This is a genomic window from Ferribacterium limneticum (assembly GCF_020510585.1).
Lineage (GTDB): Bacteria > Pseudomonadota > Gammaproteobacteria > Burkholderiales > Rhodocyclaceae > Azonexus.
Window position 1 is genome coordinate 3,847,133 of the sequence record NZ_CP075190.1, and the last position, 14,611, is coordinate 3,861,743.

The window sequence follows — 14,611 nt, forward strand, 5'->3', positions numbered from 1 at the left end:
GCCCGCTCAGGCGGGCCGCCAGCCCCCGGCTGGTTTGGCGTATCATCGAAGGCCCCCCAGCCGTCCGCCAAAAAAATGAAAACCACTACGCCCCAGACCGTTTACCTCAAGGACTACACCGCTCCTGCCTACCTGATCGACACCGTCGATCTTGATTTCAACATCGAAACCGGCGGCACCACCGTCAGCGCCACGCTGGCCATGCGCCGCAACCCCGCCGTCCCGGCCCAGCCGCTGGTACTCGATGGTGACGAGCTGAAAACACTGAATGTCACGGTCAACCGGAAAAAAGTGCCATTTTCGGAAACCGCCAGCACGCTGACCATCGCCGATCTGCCCGACGTGTTCACGCTGGAAACCGTCGTCCGCATCGATCCTGACAAGAACACCCGGCTCTCCGGCCTGTACCGTTCGGCCGATGGCTATTTCACCCAGTGCGAAGCGCAGGGCTTCCGCCGCATCACCTGGTTCCTCGACCGGCCGGACGTCATGTCCACCTACACGGCGACACTGCACGCTGACAAGGCGACCTACCCGGTCCTGCTCGCCAACGGCAACCCGGTTGCTGCCGGCGATGAAGCCGATGGCCGCCACTGGGCCAAATGGGCCGACCCGTTCAAGAAGCCGGCCTATCTGTTTGCCCTGGTCGCCGGCAAGCTCGACGTCCTCAAAGATACTTTCCAGACCGCCTCCGGCCGCAGCGTCCAGCTCGCCATCTACGTCGAGCCGGGCAAGCTCGACCAGTGCCCGCACGCCATGGCCGCGCTGCAGAAATCCATGAAGTGGGACGAAGAGCGCTTCGGCCTCGAATGCGACCTCGACCACTACATGATCGTCGCCGTCGGCGACTTCAACATGGGCGCCATGGAGAACAAGGGCCTCAACATCTTCAACACTAAATACGTGCTGGCGCGCAGCGATGTCGCCACCGACGTCGATTTCGAGAACATTGACCGCGTCGTCGCCCACGAATACTTCCACAACTGGACCGGCAACCGCGTCACCTGCCGCGACTGGTTCCAGCTTTCGCTCAAGGAAGGCTTGACGGTTTTCCGCGATCAGGAATTCGGCGCCGACCTGCACAACCGCCAGACCGCCCGCATTCGCGAAGTACGCGGCCTGCGTGCCGCCCAGTTCCCGGAAGATGCCGGCCCGATGGCACACCCGATCCGCCCGTCCAGCTTCGTCGAAATCAACAATTTCTACACCTCGACGGTCTATGAAAAGGGCGCCGAAGTCATCCGCATGATCCAGACCCTGATCGGCCGCGACGGCTTCCGTGCCGGCATGGACGAATACTTCCGCCGCCACGACGGACAGGCCGTGACCTGCGAGGATTTCGTCGCCGCCATGGCCGCCGCTAGCGGTTTCGACTTCACGCAATTCATGCGCTGGTACAACCAGCCCGGCACGCCGCATGTCACGGTCGACGGCTTTTTTGACGGCGAAAGCAAAACCTATACGCTGACCTGCACGCAGACCAACCCGCGCGCCAGCGATGAGGCGCCGACACTGATTCCGATCCGCGTCGCCCTGTTTGCCGACAACGGCGATCTGCTGCCCGGCACCGAACGCACCCTGCACCTGACCGCCACGACGCAATCCTTCGTCTTCAACGACATCGCCGCCGAACCTGTGCCCTCACTGCTGCGCGACTTCTCGGCCCCGGTCGTCCTCGATTTCGACTACACGCCGGAACAACTGACCCTGTTGCTGGCCCATGAAAGCGACCCGTTCAATGCCTGGGAAGCCGGCCAGCGCCTGGCCTCGACGCTGATCCTCGACGCCACCGCCGCCATCGCGGCCGGCCAGGCGCCCGTCTGGCCAGCCAGCTTCGTCGACGCCGCCCGCCGCCTGCTGCAAACGCAAGCCGAGCGAGGCGCCGCCTTCGTTGCCGAAGCCCTGACCCTGCCCGGCGAATCAACGCTGGCCGAAGCCATGGCCATCGTCGATCCCGATGCCCTGCACGCCGCCCGCAACGCCCTGCGCAAGCATCTGGCCGAGCAACTGGAAGGCGAGTTTTCTGACCTGTACGCCGCCCTCGCCCCCACTGCCGCCTACGCGCCGAGCAGCGAGCAGGCCGGCCGCCGCGCCCTGCGCAATCTGTGCCTGGGCTACATCGCCGAACTCGACACGGCGGCAACCCGCCGTCTGGCCATGCAGCATTTCCATCAGGCCGACAACATGACCGACCAGTTTGCCGCCCTGTCGGTGCTGGTCAACATCATCGACGACTGCCCGGAACGGCTGGCAGCTCTCGACGCGTTCTACGGACGCTGGCAGCACGAAGCGCTGGTCGTCGACAAATGGCTGCAAGCGCAATCGACCAGCCGCAGGCCGGACACCCTGCGCACCGTCACCACCCTGACTGCCCACCCGGCCTTCGACATCGGCAACCCGAACAAGGTCTACGCGCTCATCCGCGCCTTCGGCGCCAATCTAGTGCGCTTCAATGCCGCCGACGGCAGCGGTTACGCCTTCATCGCCGACCGCATCCTCGACCTGCACGACAAGAATCCGCAAGTCGCTTCGCGGCTGGCCCGCTGCTTCGACCGCTGGAAAAAGTTTGACACCGCCCGGCAAGCCTACGCCCGTCAGGCACTGGAACGCGTGCGCGACCACGCCGGTCTGTCGCGCGACGTGCTGGAAGTGGTCACCCGCGCTCTGGGCTGAAACGAGAGGCCGGGATGAAATATTTCCCGGCCGCACGCAAATAGCCGAGAACAAATGCATAAGGCGCTCTAGAATATCGGGCAACCAAGCAGCCAGAGATGGTGGGCGGCCGCCTGATTGCCCGCAAACGATACTCGGCGCCAGGCATTGCATTGATCCGGGGGGGCAGTCGTGGGAATTCTCGAACAAATCCGCTCGCTATTCCGGCGTGAGCCGCCAAGCATTGCGCCAGCACCAACACCTGCGCCGACCATCGCTACCAGCGCACCGCAGATCAACGAACGCCGAGGCAAGGAACGGATCAATGCCCGCGAAGGCACGCGCGTCCTGATCATCGACGACTCGAAGACCATCGTCACCGTACTAAAGAAGTTTCTCCGTTCAGCCGGTTATGAAACGCTCGAAGCGCTCGACGCAGAGAGCGGGCTGGCACAACTGCACTCGCACCCGCCTGAACTGATTTTTCTCGACATCGTGTTACCCGGCATCAACGGGTTCGCTGCGCTGCGCGCGATCCGCCGCGACCCGGCAACCCGCGACATACCGGTCATCATGATGAGCGGCAACGAACAGGCGATGGAACAGTTTTTCGGCACCCGGATCGGGGCCGACGACTTCATGAAAAAACCTTTCTCGCGCTACGAAGTGTTTTTCCGGATCGAGCGCCTGCTCGATGATGACCTGATTCCGCGACGCGCCAAGCCGCGCATTGCCGAGTCGGTCACTCCGACACCGTCCTTGACCTGAGCCAGCGCTCAGGTCCGGAAGGTCAGCTGCGCAGCCACGGCCCCAGCAACTGGCGTAGCGACTGCTCGTTCCAGCCCTTGACGACCTCGTCGCCGACGACGATCAGCGGCACGCCGTTGCCGCCCAGCTTCTTGTGTTGCTGGAGCGCCATCGAACTTTGTTCGATGTCTTCCTCCGTATAGCGAATGCCGTTGGCAGCAAAGAACTCTCGCGTCATCTTGCAGTAGCCGCACCAGCTGGTGGCATAGAGCACGACAGCAGGCTGCTCACCGGAAGCCGCTGCCAGCGCCGCCGGGGCGCCACGTTGTTCCAGCAAAGGGCGGCCAAACCAGAAGGCGGCACCGAGAACAATCAGGATCAACAGCCACTTGCCGATACCGCCGCTGCGCGTTTCCACATTTGGACCGTAGTGAACCAGGTTTTCCGGCGGCAGCGGTGCACTCGCCTTGATGTAGGCTTTTTCGCAGGACGGGCATTGCCAGTCCGGGGCGCTATCGGTGGCCTGGCGGGCGTAGTTGCAATGGGGGCAGATTTGGCTCATCGAAGGTTTTCCGTGCAAAGTTTCAGGCGTTCTTGACCAGCGCTTTGGCCGGCACCCACTGGCGGCGACTGACCGGCAGCTTTTCCGGTGCGCCACGCAGCAGCGCCCAGCCATAGGCTTCGGCATCGTCGCCAGCGGCCTTTTCGAAACCGGCCAGCGCCGCCTTGGCGACCAGCACGGCGCGGTGCAGACGCAGAAAGCGCTCGGCAAACTCGGTTTCGAGATGAGCCAGCGTATCGTCAAGCAGGTACTCACGCTCCTTGGTCCGGGCGGTGACGTACTTGAGGTCGGCCTTGAAATAGAGCACTTCGCCGATTGGCACGAGTAGCAAGCGGCCGCGTTCGTGGCAGGAGAGGTGGGTCCGTCCGCTGCCGCGCATTTCGTGGCCGATGCCGGCGAGCAGCGCGGCATCCGGCGGCGGCCCAGGCACTTTCTGCAGGGCCGCGAGCAAGCGTTGGGTGCGCACGGGCTTGAGCAGGTAATCGACGGCGTTGAGGTCGAAGGCCTGCACGGCATAGTTGTCGTAAGCAGTGGTAAAAATAACGGCCGGCGGTTTTTCAAGGCGGCCGAGATGGGTTGCCAGTTCGATGCCGTCCATGCCCGGCATGCGGATATCGGCGAGCACCACGTCGACCGGCTTGTCGCGCAGGATGTCGAGAGCCGCCAGGCCGTTGCCAGCCTCGCCGACGACTTCGCTCGGCAATTGTCCGGCAATGTCGGAGAGCAAGGCACGCAGGCGGTCGCGCGCCAGCGGCTCGTCATCGACGAGCAGAACCTTCAGCGGGCTGGCGTGGACTTGCGGCGTTGGCATGGCAGGACGATGCGAACCTCATAGAAATTGTCGCCCGTCTCGATTTCCAGACGGGCTTCGAGATCGTAATACAAGGCCAGCCGTTCGCGGATGTTGGCCACCGCTATCTGGTTGCCAGCGGCATGATGGACCTGACCGACGGTCGGATTGGCGACGGAGATGAGCAGTTCCTGGCCGCGCTGTTCGATGCTGATGCGTACCGTACCGCCTTCCGGTGACGGCTCGATGCCGTGATAGACCGCATTCTCAAGCAGAGGCTGCAGCATGAGCGGCGGAATCGGCAGGTCCAGCGAAATTGGCCCGATTTTCCAGTCGACTGCCAGACGTTCGCCCAAGCGCAGGTTTTCGAGTTCAAGATATTGTTTGCCGAGGGCGATTTCGTCGGCCAGGCTAACCAGTTCGCCGGGGTCGCGCATGGCGGCGCGAAAGAGGTCGGACAGCGACTCCAGCGCCTCCTCGGCCTGCTGCGGCCGGGCACGGATCAGCGACAGCACGGCGTTCAGCGAATTGAACAGGAAGTGTGGCCGGATGCGCGCATTCAGTGCGGCCAGCCGCGCCTCGCTGAGAACCGGCGAGAAGGCGCGCGAGCGCAGGTCGAAATAGACCAGAAGCAAAGCCGTGGCGGACACGGCCAGCAGAACGGCACGCCAGGCGCTGCCGCCGTCGGCCAGCCCGAGGGAAGTTGCGTAGAGAAACAAGGCGGCCGCGATGCCGCCGGCCAGGGCCAGCACACAAGCCTGGCCGAGACGCAGCGGCAGACGCCACAGGAGATCGCGCAACAAGGACAGCAAGCCGAGACCGATCAGCAACAGCGGCTGGACGACCGCCGCCAGTTCAATGTAATGCCCGGCCCAGCCGGCCAGATCGGGCGCCTGCACCAGCGCGGCCAGGGCGGCCAGCACATTGATACCGAGCAGGACGCGCAGCATGACCCCGAAATTGCGCCAGTCGGGCAGGGGGTGGGTTGCAGGAAAGTGCCGTATACTTGTCATCTTTGTGCGGGTTTGTTCCAAATTCGTCGCCGATTTGCCCCATTCTAGACCAGAGTCATGACTTCCAACGCCAATCAATACACCTGGGCCGGACGCTTCTCCGAGCCGGTTTCCGATCTCGTCAAACGCTATACCGCCTCGGTCGATTTCGACCAGCGCATGTGGCGTCAGGACATCCGCGGTTCGCTGGCCCACGCCCGCATGCTGGCCAAACAGGGCATCATCGCCGCCGCCGACCTCGCCGACATCGAACGCGGCATGGCCATCGTCACCACGGAAATCGAATCCGGCCAGTTCGAATGGTCACTTGATCTGGAAGACGTGCACCTCAACATCGAGAAGCGCCTGACCGCAATCGTCGGCGATGCCGGCAAGCGCCTGCATACCGGCCGCTCGCGCAACGACCAGGTGGCCACCGACATCCGCCTCTACCTGCGCGACTCGATCGACGACATCCTCGTCCTGATCAAGGCTTTCCGCAGCGCGCTGGTCGATCTGGCCGAGAAGGAAGCCGCCACGCCGATGCCCGGCTTCACGCACCTGCAGGTCGCCCAGCCGGTCACTTTCGGCCACCACATGCTGGCCTATTTCGAAATGTTCGGCCGCGATGCCGAGCGCTTCGTCGATTGCCGCAAGCGCGTCAGCCGCCTGCCGCTCGGCGCCGCCGCACTGGCCGGCACGACCTACCCGATCGACCGTGAATTTGTCGCCGAACAACTGGGCTTCGAAGGCGTCTGCGAAAACTCGCTCGATGCCGTGTCGGATCGCGACTTCGCCATCGAGTTCACCTCGGGCTGCGCCCTGCTCATGATGCACATCAGCCGCCTCTCCGAAGAACTGGTCATGTGGATGAGCCCGCGCATCGGCTTCATCCAGATCGCCGACCGCTTCTGCACCGGCTCGTCGATCATGCCGCAAAAGAAGAATCCGGACGTGCCGGAACTGGCTCGCGGCAAAACCGGCCGCGTCTATGGCCAGCTAATGAGCCTGCTCACCCTCATGAAGTCGCAACCGCTGGCCTACAACAAGGACAACCAGGAAGACAAGGAACCGCTGTTCGACGCCGTCGACACGGTAACCGACACGCTGCGCATCTTCGCCGACATGGCCGGTGGCATCACCGTCCGTGCCGAAAACATGAAGGCAGCGCTGACCCAGGGCTTCGCCACGGCCACCGACCTCGCCGACTATCTGGTCAAGAAGGGCCTGCCCTTCCGCGACGCCCACGAAGCCGTCGGCCATGCCGTCAAGGCCGCCGAGCAGAAGGGCGTCGACCTGCCACAACTGACGCTCGAAGAAATCCGCGCCTTCTGCCCGCAAGTCGAAAATGACGTGTTTTCCGTGTTGACCGTGGAAGGCTCGCTGGCTAGCCGCAATCACATCGGCGGCACCGCACCGGCTCAGGTCAAGGCCGCCATCGCCCGCGCCCGCCAACGTCTGGGCTGATCCGCCAAGCTGGACAGAAAAGACCGCCGGTTCGCGCCGGCGGTCTTTTTTTGCGCCGAACGAATTAGAGGTTTAACATATAAGCAAACGTTGATATTTCAATATCCGACGTTATCCTATAACTAAACCAAGGCAGATCAGCATGTACTCAACCGTTGTCGACAACACCCCGCTCATCAAGGTGAGCAGCGCCAAACACGAAGCCAATTACTCTGTAAACGGTTCCCTGATGAACCCGCTCGAAGCCTTCTACGCCTCGCTCGCCGCCTGCGCGGCGGTCTATGCCAAGAAAGCCTGCAAGGAACTCGGCATCCCCGCCGCCGGCATCGAAATCGGCTGCAAGCCGTTCGCCGGCACCGGCGGTCCGCTGACCCTGGCCCGATTCAAGACCGAGGTGCGCTTCCCCGAGCATTTCAGCGCCGAGCAGAAGGCCAAAATCCTCGAGAGCATCGCCTATTGCGCCGTCAAGGATATAGTCGCCAACGGCCCGGCCATCGATTTTCAGGTCGCCGAGGCCTGAGGCCAGCCAATCCCACGGTCAACCGGAAATTTCGGCCAAAAACAAAAAACCGGGGCAAGCCCCGGTTTTTTGTTTTGCCGGCCGGAAACTCAGGCGGCGATGCCTTCGAGCATCTGCTGCAGTTCGCCGGTCTGGTACATCTCTTTCATGATGTCGCAGCCGCCGACAAACTCGCCCTTGATGTAGAGCTGCGGGACTGTCGGCCAGTTGGCGTATTCCTTGACGCCATTGCGGATTTCTTCGTCGGCCAGCACGTTGACCGTGACGAAGTCTTCAACGCCGCAGACCTTGAGGATCTGCACGGCCGTTGCCGAAAAGCCGCACTGCGGAAACTGGGCGTCGCCCTTCATGTAGAGGACGACCGGGTTGCCGGTCACGGTGGCGTGGATGCGTTGTTGAACGTCGGACATGAACTTCTCCTGATTTAAAGATGGGCGCCTGAAACACGGTCGATGCCGGCCAGGTCGGGGAAAGTGGATGCGGCTTTGAACCCCGCAGCGGTCAATAAGTTCCGGCTCGCTTTACCCTGATCGTAGCCGTGCTCGAACAGCAGCCAGCCACCGGGGTTCAGATGGGCTGGCGCGTCAGCCACGATGCGCCGGATGCAGGCCAGGCCGTCGCCCCCGGCCTCCTGGTCGGTCAGCGCCATTTGCGGCTCGAAGGGCAGACCGTTGAGGGCCAGATGCGGGTCGCCATCGGCGACGTAGGGCGGGTTGGAAACAATCATATCGAAGCGCTCACCAAGCACCGGCGCCAGCCAGTCGCCGGCGCGGAAATCGATCCTGGCACCGATCCGGCCGGCATTATTGCGCGCCACGGCAATCGCATCACGCGACAGGTCGACCGCAGCAACCTTCGCCTGCGGACATTCAAGCGCCAGCGAAATGGCAACGATGCCCGAGCCCGTGCCGAGATCGACGAGCGTGGGTGCGGCCAGTCCCTGCAACTTTTCGAGCGCCAGTTCGATCAGTACTTCGGTCTCCGGACGCGGGATCAGAACGGCCGGCGACACCTGAAAAACCCGCCCGCGAAACTCGGCCTCGCCGGTCAGGTAAGCCAGCGGCTCGCCTCTCGCCCGCCGTGCCAAAAATTCGTCAAACGCTTGTTGTGCCGGGAATTCGAGGACTCTTTCCGGAGACATCAACAACTCGGTGTGGCGACAGCCGGCGACGTATTCGAGCAGCAGTCGCGCGTCAAGCCGCGCTGACTCGATTCCCGCTTCGGCGAGCTGTTTCTGCCCCTTGCGCCAGTTTTCACCTAGTGACTGCACTGCAAACTTTCGGAATGAATGAAAAAGGCCGTCAGTACGGCCGTTTTGATTATACCGGCGGGGCCGGCAAGCCCCTAGCGAGAAGGGGTGCGACGATATGCCACATTCATTGACCAACCCGTGCGCCCTAAACTGGCCGCCTCAAAATCCAGCCGCATGATCCGTCATGGCCGAATGCGACTGTTTGTGCACGAGTCACCAGTTTTCAACAACAAGGGGAGCATCAATGTTTGATAAAAAAATCCGGAATGCGCTGGCATTTGGCGCGCTTGCTGCCGCATCCATCGGCCATGCCACGGCCGTTGCCGAAAGCTATGCCGTTGCACCGACGTGGATGCCGATGACCATGCTCGTCGTCTCGTTCGACACTGCCAGCCAGAAACTGGATGTTGCAGATCAAAGCACCCAAGGGAACAAAGGCCCCGGTGGCATCTATCCCTCGAACCCCGTCAAACTCGGCATCAACACGGACTCGATGGGCAAGCCAGACCTGTCTGCCACGACCTTCGCCAACTACGACCCAACGCAACCGTGGTCGGTGCTGCAAAACGCTGCGTTCAGTCGGCAACTAGGCTGGTGGGCCGGCAGCGGCACTGCGAATGTAACGCTGCAGACGAACATTGAGACAGCCTACGGCACGGGTGCCAGCATCTGGATCGAAGCAGTTTCGCAGTCGGCAGGACTGGAGACTTACCTCGCTGTCGGCAAGTCTGGTGTCAATGCAGACAACACGACCACAGTCGATCCCTTGGCCGGCGGCTATTCAGGCATTTTTGGCACAGCCGGAAGCGCCACCAAATGGCAGTGGGACTACAAGATGGATCACAACACCTATGCCGTTCCACTGGCATACCTCAGCCCGAACCAGTTGTATTCAGCCACCTACAAGGTTTACATCGGCGACAGCACGGGCAGCGAGCTTGCCGCCGCTTCCGGCGCGAGCACGCTGGAAACCTGGCAATGGCAGGCCCCCGCCGTTATGCCGGTACCGGAACCCGAAACCTACGCCATGTTCATGGCCGGCCTCGGGCTGATCGGTTTAATTGCCCGTCGCCGCAAGACGAACTGATATCTGCGGCCAGCGCGCCGGAAGGCGCGCCGGCCGTCGGTGACAGACGCGGGTGGTCTTTCACCCGAGAACCGTAGGAAAGGAATAGCCATGAAAAAAATGCTTTTAATCAGTAGCGCACTGGCAATGCTAGGCGTCGTCCAGGTAGCCGAGGCCTCTGTCAGCACCTATAACATCACGGAAACCTTCAAGGAACCGGATACCGATCCGCGCGATACGATATTCATCGGCTCGTTCGACTTCGATAACGTGACCAAGACTGTCACCAACCTCAAGGGCATCCTGAGCGAATCGATGACCGGCCACCAGGTTGCCTATCCCAACGACGACATGACCTGGCTGACGCTCAATTATCAGTTGTCGTCGATTGCAGTCGACACCAACGGTGACAACATCAACGATGGCCTGCTGGTCACCACCTTCCTGAATAACAGCACCGATACATTCTCGACAATGGGCGGTGGAAATGGATGGGAACCCGGCTCGGGGTATGCCCTCTATTCCGGGTTCCCCGGCCCCAATCCCGGCAACGCCTATGCCAGGATTTTCGTGAACATGACGAATCCTCTGGCGCCATTGACGCAAGCCCAGATCGACAAGCTGGCCTATGCCGACTGCGCACCGGGCGGCATGATGATGGCGACCTGCATGACCGGGACGACCGTGGCTGGCTATGGCGCCATCGGCTCAATGAGCGGCTATCCAGTGTCACAGGAGATCACCCTCGCCCCGGTTCCCGAACCAGAAACCTACGCCATGTTGATGGCCGGCCTCGGGCTGATCGGCTTTGTTGCCCGCAAACGGCGCAAGAACGGCTGACTTTGGCGGTCTGCGCGCCGCCTTGGGGCGCAGACCACAGCCCTGCAATTTCAACGATGTCAGGCAATTTTGATTCCATTTCACTCGACTGCAGCAGCCAGGAAATTGCTGGCCAATTCCTTCGTTGCGCTGCTTTCTGCCGCCTCATTTGAAGCGACGGCACAGATAACGGCACCCGTACAGACGACTATCGCGCCTCCCCAATCGGCGAACCCGGCAGAATCCAGTCCAGACGACGCCGATATGGCAGCGCCGACCCTGCCCTCGATCGTGGTTACGGCCGGCCGCGCAGACGACTCGTTGCAGAGCACCTCCCGCCGCGGCGAACGGGATCTCGCCCCGCAACGCGCGGCCACCAGCGATAGCGCCCAACTTCTCAAAGACGTTCCCGGCGTCAGCCTCTATGGCGCCGGCGGCATCTCCAGCCTGCCGGTTGTTCACGGCCTGGCCGATGATCGCTTGCGCACGCAGGTCGATGGCATGGACCTCATGACGGCCTGCCCTAACCACATGAACTCGGCCCTGTCCTTCATCGACCCGACGAGCGTCGCCAGCGTCGAAGTGTTTGCCGGCATCACGCCCGTCAGCCTGGGTGGCGACAGTATCGGCGGTACGATCCAGGTGAAATCGGCGCCGCCGAAATTTGCCAGAGGCGACCAGGATTTCCTCAGCGAAGGGCAGGCTGGCACTTTTTCCCGCAGCAACGGCAACGCCCGTGGCTACAACTTTGGCACCACGCTGGCCAGCCAGCAGGTCAATCTGACCTACACCGAGTCGCATTCCGAATCGGACAACTACCGGGCGGCGAAGGACTTCAAGAAACCGGGCGCCTGGCAAACCATGGGCGAACGTACCCTGGCCGGAAACGAAGTCGGGGCAAGCGAATACGGCGGTTCGCAGAATCGGCGTCTCGGGCTGGCGCTGGGTTTCCCGGATCATCTGTTCGAACTGAGCGTAAGCGAGCAGCGGCTCAACTACGAAGGCTTTCCCAACCAGCGCATGGACATGATCGCCAGCGCGCCAGACCCCGCCAATCCGAGCAAATACCTCGTAGACAAAAACCAGCCCTCCAACATAAACCAGCTGGTCAACCTGGGCTACAGCGGGCAATACCAGTGGGGCCAGCTGGAAGCGAGAGTGTTCCATCAGGACCTCAAGCACCACATGGACATGATCCAGGACAGGTTCAAGTACATGCTGATGCCGATGGACACGGAAGCGACGACGCTGGGCGGGATGCTCAAGGGCAGCCTCGAACTTTCAGCCAAGGACACGCTGCGAGTCGGAACCGATTTCCAGAATTACCGACTGGACGACTGGTGGCCGCCTGTCGGTAGTGCGCCAGGCGCAATGTGCTGCAACAACTTCTGGAACATCAGGGACGGCCAGCGGGATCGCCTCGGTTTCTTCGCTGAATGGGAGGCACGATGGAGTCCGCAATGGCTGACGCTGGCAGGCATTCGCAGCGATACAGTGACCTCGGACGCCGGGCCGGTAGAGGGCTATTCCGCGGGGAGCTATGCGGACAATGCAGCAACTTTCAATGGGCGCGATCGCCGACGCGTCGATCACAACCTCGACTGGACGCTGCTGTCCCGCTACACGGCGGATGCGATGCAGACCTACGAGGCCGGCTTTGCCCGAAAGACCCGTTCGCCCAATCTCTATGAGCGCTATCCTTGGTCGACTTTCTCGATGGCCGCGCTGATGAACAACTTCGTCGGCGACGGCAATGCCTACATCGGCAATCCCGACCTGAAGCCGGAAGTAGCCCATACCTTGAGCGCCACCGCCGACTGGCACGCGGCCGACAAGGCAAGCTGGGGTTTCAAGGTGACGGGCTACCTGACTTACGTTGACGACTTTATCGATGCCCGGCGCTGCACCCTCGTCGGCTGTGGCGGCAACTCGAATCTGACCATAAGCAACGGCTATGTGTCACTGCAGTACGTCAATCAGTCAGCCCAACTGTACGGCTTCGATTTGTCGGGGCACAGCCTGCTCGGTCGCAGTGAGGATTTCGGCAGTGTCACGCTGACCGGCGCGCTCAATTACGTCAGAGGCAAGAACCGGACGACCGGCGACAACCTCTACCACATGATGCCGCTCAACCTGAAAATGGCCCTGACACACCGCCTATGGGGCTGGACGAGCACCGCCGAATTCCAATGGGTAGACAACAAGGACAACATTTCCCAAGTCCGAAACGAAGTACAGACCTCGGACTACGCGCTGCTCAACCTGCGCACCAGCTACGACTGGAAATACGCCCGCATCGACATCGGCCTCGAAAACGCCCTCGACCAGTTCTACCTGATGCCGCTGGGTGGCGCTTATCTGGGCCAGGGCAACTCGATGACCACCGGCTTCATTCCATGGGGCATGTCGGTTCCCGGCAAGGGGCGTTCGTTCAATGTCGCGCTGAATGTGCGCTTCTGAACGACGCGGCAGGATTTCAATTTTGGCCAATTTTTCCGGTTGACCGTGGCAATCGAGCCTGACTGCCCGCCGCGCCGGAACGTTGCCGGTCGTCAGGCTCAGCCGTTCGTTTCGGCCAGTTCGGCCAGCAGATCGGCCTGATGTTCCGCCGCCAGCGCACCGAGCAGTTCGTCCATGTCGCCATCCATGATCGCGGCGATCTTGTACAGCGTCAGGTTGATACGGTGATCGGTGATCCGCCCCTGCGGGAAGTTGTAGGTGCGAATGCGCTCGGAGCGGTCACCGGAGCCGATCAGGCTCTTGCGCGTGCTCGAGATATGCGCCTGCTGTGCCCGCACCTGAACGTCCTTGATACGCGCCGCCAGCACCTTCATGGCCGAGGCCTTGTTGGCGTGCTGCGAGCGGCCATCCTGACATTCGGCAACGATGCCGGTCGGCAGGTGGGTGATGCGCACCGCCGAATCGGTCTTGTTGATGTGCTGACCGCCGGCACCCGAGGCGCGGAAGGTATCGATGCGCAGGTCGGCCGGGTTGAGGTTCACATCCTCGACTTCATCGACTTCCGGCATCACCGCCACCGTGCACGCCGAGGTGTGGATGCGGCCCTGCGTTTCAGTTTCCGGCACGCGCTGGACGCGATGGCCGCCGGACTCGAACTTCAGCCGCGAATAGGCGCCATTGCCGGCCAGCCGGCAGATGATTTCGCGATAGCCGCCGAGCTCCGACTCGCTGGCCGACATGACCTCGACCTGCCAGCGCTGACGCTCGGCGTAGCGCGAATACATTCGGAACAGGTCGCCGGCGAACAGCGCCGACTCGTCGCCACCGGTCCCGGCGCGAATTTCGAGCAGCACGCTGCGCTCGTCGTTGGGGTCTTTCGGCAGCAACAGTTTTTGCAACTCAATTTCGAGTTCGGGCAGGCGCGCCTTGGCGCTGGCGATTTCCTCTTCGGCAAAATCGCGCATTTCCGGATCGTTACGCATTGCCTCGGCTTCGGCCAGATCGTTTTCCGCCTGACGGAAAGCATTGAACTGGACAATGACCGGCTCGATTTCGGAGCGTTCCCGCGACAGCTTGCGGAACTGATCCATGTCCCCCGCCGTGCTCGGCGCCGACAGCATGCGGTCGATTTCGTCGAGGCGATCGACCAGCAGTTCGAGTTTTTGGCGGATGCTCGATTTCATATCACTAGCCGGTCAGCAAATGGTTCAAGGGGGCGTAATGGTACCCGAGAACACCGTTCGTCGGCGATGGAAGGCAATTGCCACGGGCAGATTCACCAAG

At 62.0% G+C, this 14,611-nt stretch carries 13 protein-coding genes; 7 read left to right on the top strand and 6 right to left on the bottom strand.

What is annotated here, in order from left to right:
* Positions 1–75: 75 nt before the first annotated feature.
* Both pepN and KI613_RS18400 read left to right on the top strand, forming a co-directional pair.
* On the top strand, positions 76–2,673 hold the full coding sequence (pepN, locus tag KI613_RS18395; RefSeq protein ID WP_226402193.1) for an aminopeptidase N: 2,598 nt from the start codon (positions 76–78) through the stop codon (positions 2,671–2,673).
* A gap of 171 nt (positions 2,674–2,844) precedes the next feature.
* Positions 2,845–3,420, top strand: coding sequence for a response regulator (locus tag KI613_RS18400; RefSeq protein WP_226402195.1), 576 nt, complete (start codon positions 2,845–2,847; stop codon positions 3,418–3,420).
* A 22-nt stretch (positions 3,421–3,442) separates the two neighbouring features.
* On the opposite strand, the gene KI613_RS18405 is transcribed toward KI613_RS18400, so the two are convergent.
* From KI613_RS18405 to KI613_RS18415, 3 genes are read right to left on the bottom strand one after another with little or no spacing between them, the layout of a single operon-like run.
* Positions 3,443–3,961 carry a glutaredoxin family protein gene (locus tag KI613_RS18405; protein WP_226402197.1) on the bottom strand — a complete coding sequence of 173 codons (519 nt, stop codon included), beginning with the start codon at positions 3,959–3,961 and terminating at the stop codon, positions 3,443–3,445.
* 22 nt (positions 3,962–3,983) lie between these two features.
* On the bottom strand, positions 3,984–4,772 hold the full coding sequence (locus KI613_RS18410; protein ID WP_226402199.1) for a LytR/AlgR family response regulator transcription factor: 789 nt from the start codon (positions 4,770–4,772) through the stop codon (positions 3,984–3,986).
* Positions 4,739–5,764, bottom strand: a complete 1,026-nt coding sequence (locus KI613_RS18415; protein ID WP_226402200.1) for a sensor histidine kinase — start codon at positions 5,762–5,764, stop codon at positions 4,739–4,741. Before KI613_RS18415 ends, KI613_RS18410 begins: the two co-directional genes overlap by 34 nt.
* 57 nt (positions 5,765–5,821) lie before the next feature.
* On the opposite strand from KI613_RS18415, the gene argH reads away from it, so the two are divergent.
* Both argH and KI613_RS18425 read left to right on the top strand, forming a co-directional pair.
* A complete protein-coding gene (argH, locus tag KI613_RS18420) occupies positions 5,822–7,210 on the top strand; it encodes an argininosuccinate lyase (protein WP_226402202.1) in 1,389 nt (462 codons plus the stop codon).
* Positions 7,211–7,352: 142 nt separating this feature from the next.
* Positions 7,353–7,730, top strand: a complete 378-nt coding sequence (locus tag KI613_RS18425; protein ID WP_226402204.1) for an OsmC family protein — start codon at positions 7,353–7,355, stop codon at positions 7,728–7,730.
* 89 nt (positions 7,731–7,819) lie between these two features.
* On the opposite strand, the gene grxD is transcribed toward KI613_RS18425, so the two are convergent.
* Entirely contained in the window at positions 7,820–8,140 is a 321-nt protein-coding gene (gene grxD, locus KI613_RS18430; protein ID WP_226402206.1) for a Grx4 family monothiol glutaredoxin, read from the bottom strand.
* A gap of 14 nt (positions 8,141–8,154) precedes the next feature.
* Positions 8,155–9,000, bottom strand: a complete 846-nt coding sequence (prmC, locus tag KI613_RS18435) for a peptide chain release factor N(5)-glutamine methyltransferase (protein ID WP_226402208.1) — start codon at positions 8,998–9,000, stop codon at positions 8,155–8,157.
* Positions 9,001–9,226: 226 nt separating this feature from the next.
* Between prmC and KI613_RS18440 the strand changes: the two genes are divergently transcribed.
* The 3 genes from KI613_RS18440 (at position 9,227) to KI613_RS18450 (ending at position 13,327) form a co-directional block, all read left to right on the top strand.
* Complete coding sequence (locus tag KI613_RS18440) at positions 9,227–10,069, top strand: PEP-CTERM sorting domain-containing protein (RefSeq protein ID WP_226402210.1); 843 nt, start codon at positions 9,227–9,229, stop codon at positions 10,067–10,069.
* A 90-nt stretch (positions 10,070–10,159) separates the two neighbouring features.
* On the top strand, positions 10,160–10,888 hold the full coding sequence (locus KI613_RS18445) for a PEP-CTERM sorting domain-containing protein (protein WP_226402212.1): 729 nt from the start codon (positions 10,160–10,162) through the stop codon (positions 10,886–10,888).
* 243 nt (positions 10,889–11,131) lie between these two features.
* Positions 11,132–13,327: a TonB-dependent receptor gene (locus KI613_RS18450; protein WP_226402214.1), complete on the top strand. Its 2,196-nt coding sequence runs from the start codon at positions 11,132–11,134 to the stop codon at positions 13,325–13,327.
* 98 nt (positions 13,328–13,425) lie between these two features.
* Here KI613_RS18450 and prfA read toward each other — a convergent pair whose 3' ends face one another.
* Positions 13,426–14,511 (bottom strand): peptide chain release factor 1, encoded by a 1,086-nt coding sequence (gene prfA, locus KI613_RS18455; protein ID WP_226402216.1) that lies wholly within the window; start codon positions 14,509–14,511, stop codon positions 13,426–13,428.
* Positions 14,512–14,611: the final 100 nt, after the last annotated feature.

Bases quoted from the DNA above. Each gene is read 5' to 3' on its own strand.
- KI613_RS18415 (WP_226402200.1), bottom strand. From the start codon at position 5,764: ATGACAAGTATACGGCACTTTCCTGCAACCCACCCCCTGCCCGACTGG.
- KI613_RS18425 (WP_226402204.1), top strand. From the start codon at position 7,353: ATGTACTCAACCGTTGTCGACAACACCCCGCTCATCAAGGTGAGCAGC.
- pepN (WP_226402193.1), top strand. From the start codon at position 76: ATGAAAACCACTACGCCCCAGACCGTTTACCTCAAGGACTACACCGCT.
- KI613_RS18440 (WP_226402210.1), top strand. From the start codon at position 9,227: ATGTTTGATAAAAAAATCCGGAATGCGCTGGCATTTGGCGCGCTTGCT.
- argH (WP_226402202.1), top strand. From the start codon at position 5,822: ATGACTTCCAACGCCAATCAATACACCTGGGCCGGACGCTTCTCCGAG.
- KI613_RS18450 (WP_226402214.1), top strand. From the start codon at position 11,132: ATGGCAGCGCCGACCCTGCCCTCGATCGTGGTTACGGCCGGCCGCGCA.
- KI613_RS18410 (WP_226402199.1), bottom strand. From the start codon at position 4,772: ATGCCAACGCCGCAAGTCCACGCCAGCCCGCTGAAGGTTCTGCTCGTC.
- grxD (WP_226402206.1), bottom strand. From the start codon at position 8,140: ATGTCCGACGTTCAACAACGCATCCACGCCACCGTGACCGGCAACCCG.
- KI613_RS18445 (WP_226402212.1), top strand. From the start codon at position 10,160: ATGAAAAAAATGCTTTTAATCAGTAGCGCACTGGCAATGCTAGGCGTC.
- KI613_RS18405 (WP_226402197.1), bottom strand. From the start codon at position 3,961: ATGAGCCAAATCTGCCCCCATTGCAACTACGCCCGCCAGGCCACCGAT.
- prfA (WP_226402216.1), bottom strand. From the start codon at position 14,511: ATGAAATCGAGCATCCGCCAAAAACTCGAACTGCTGGTCGATCGCCTC.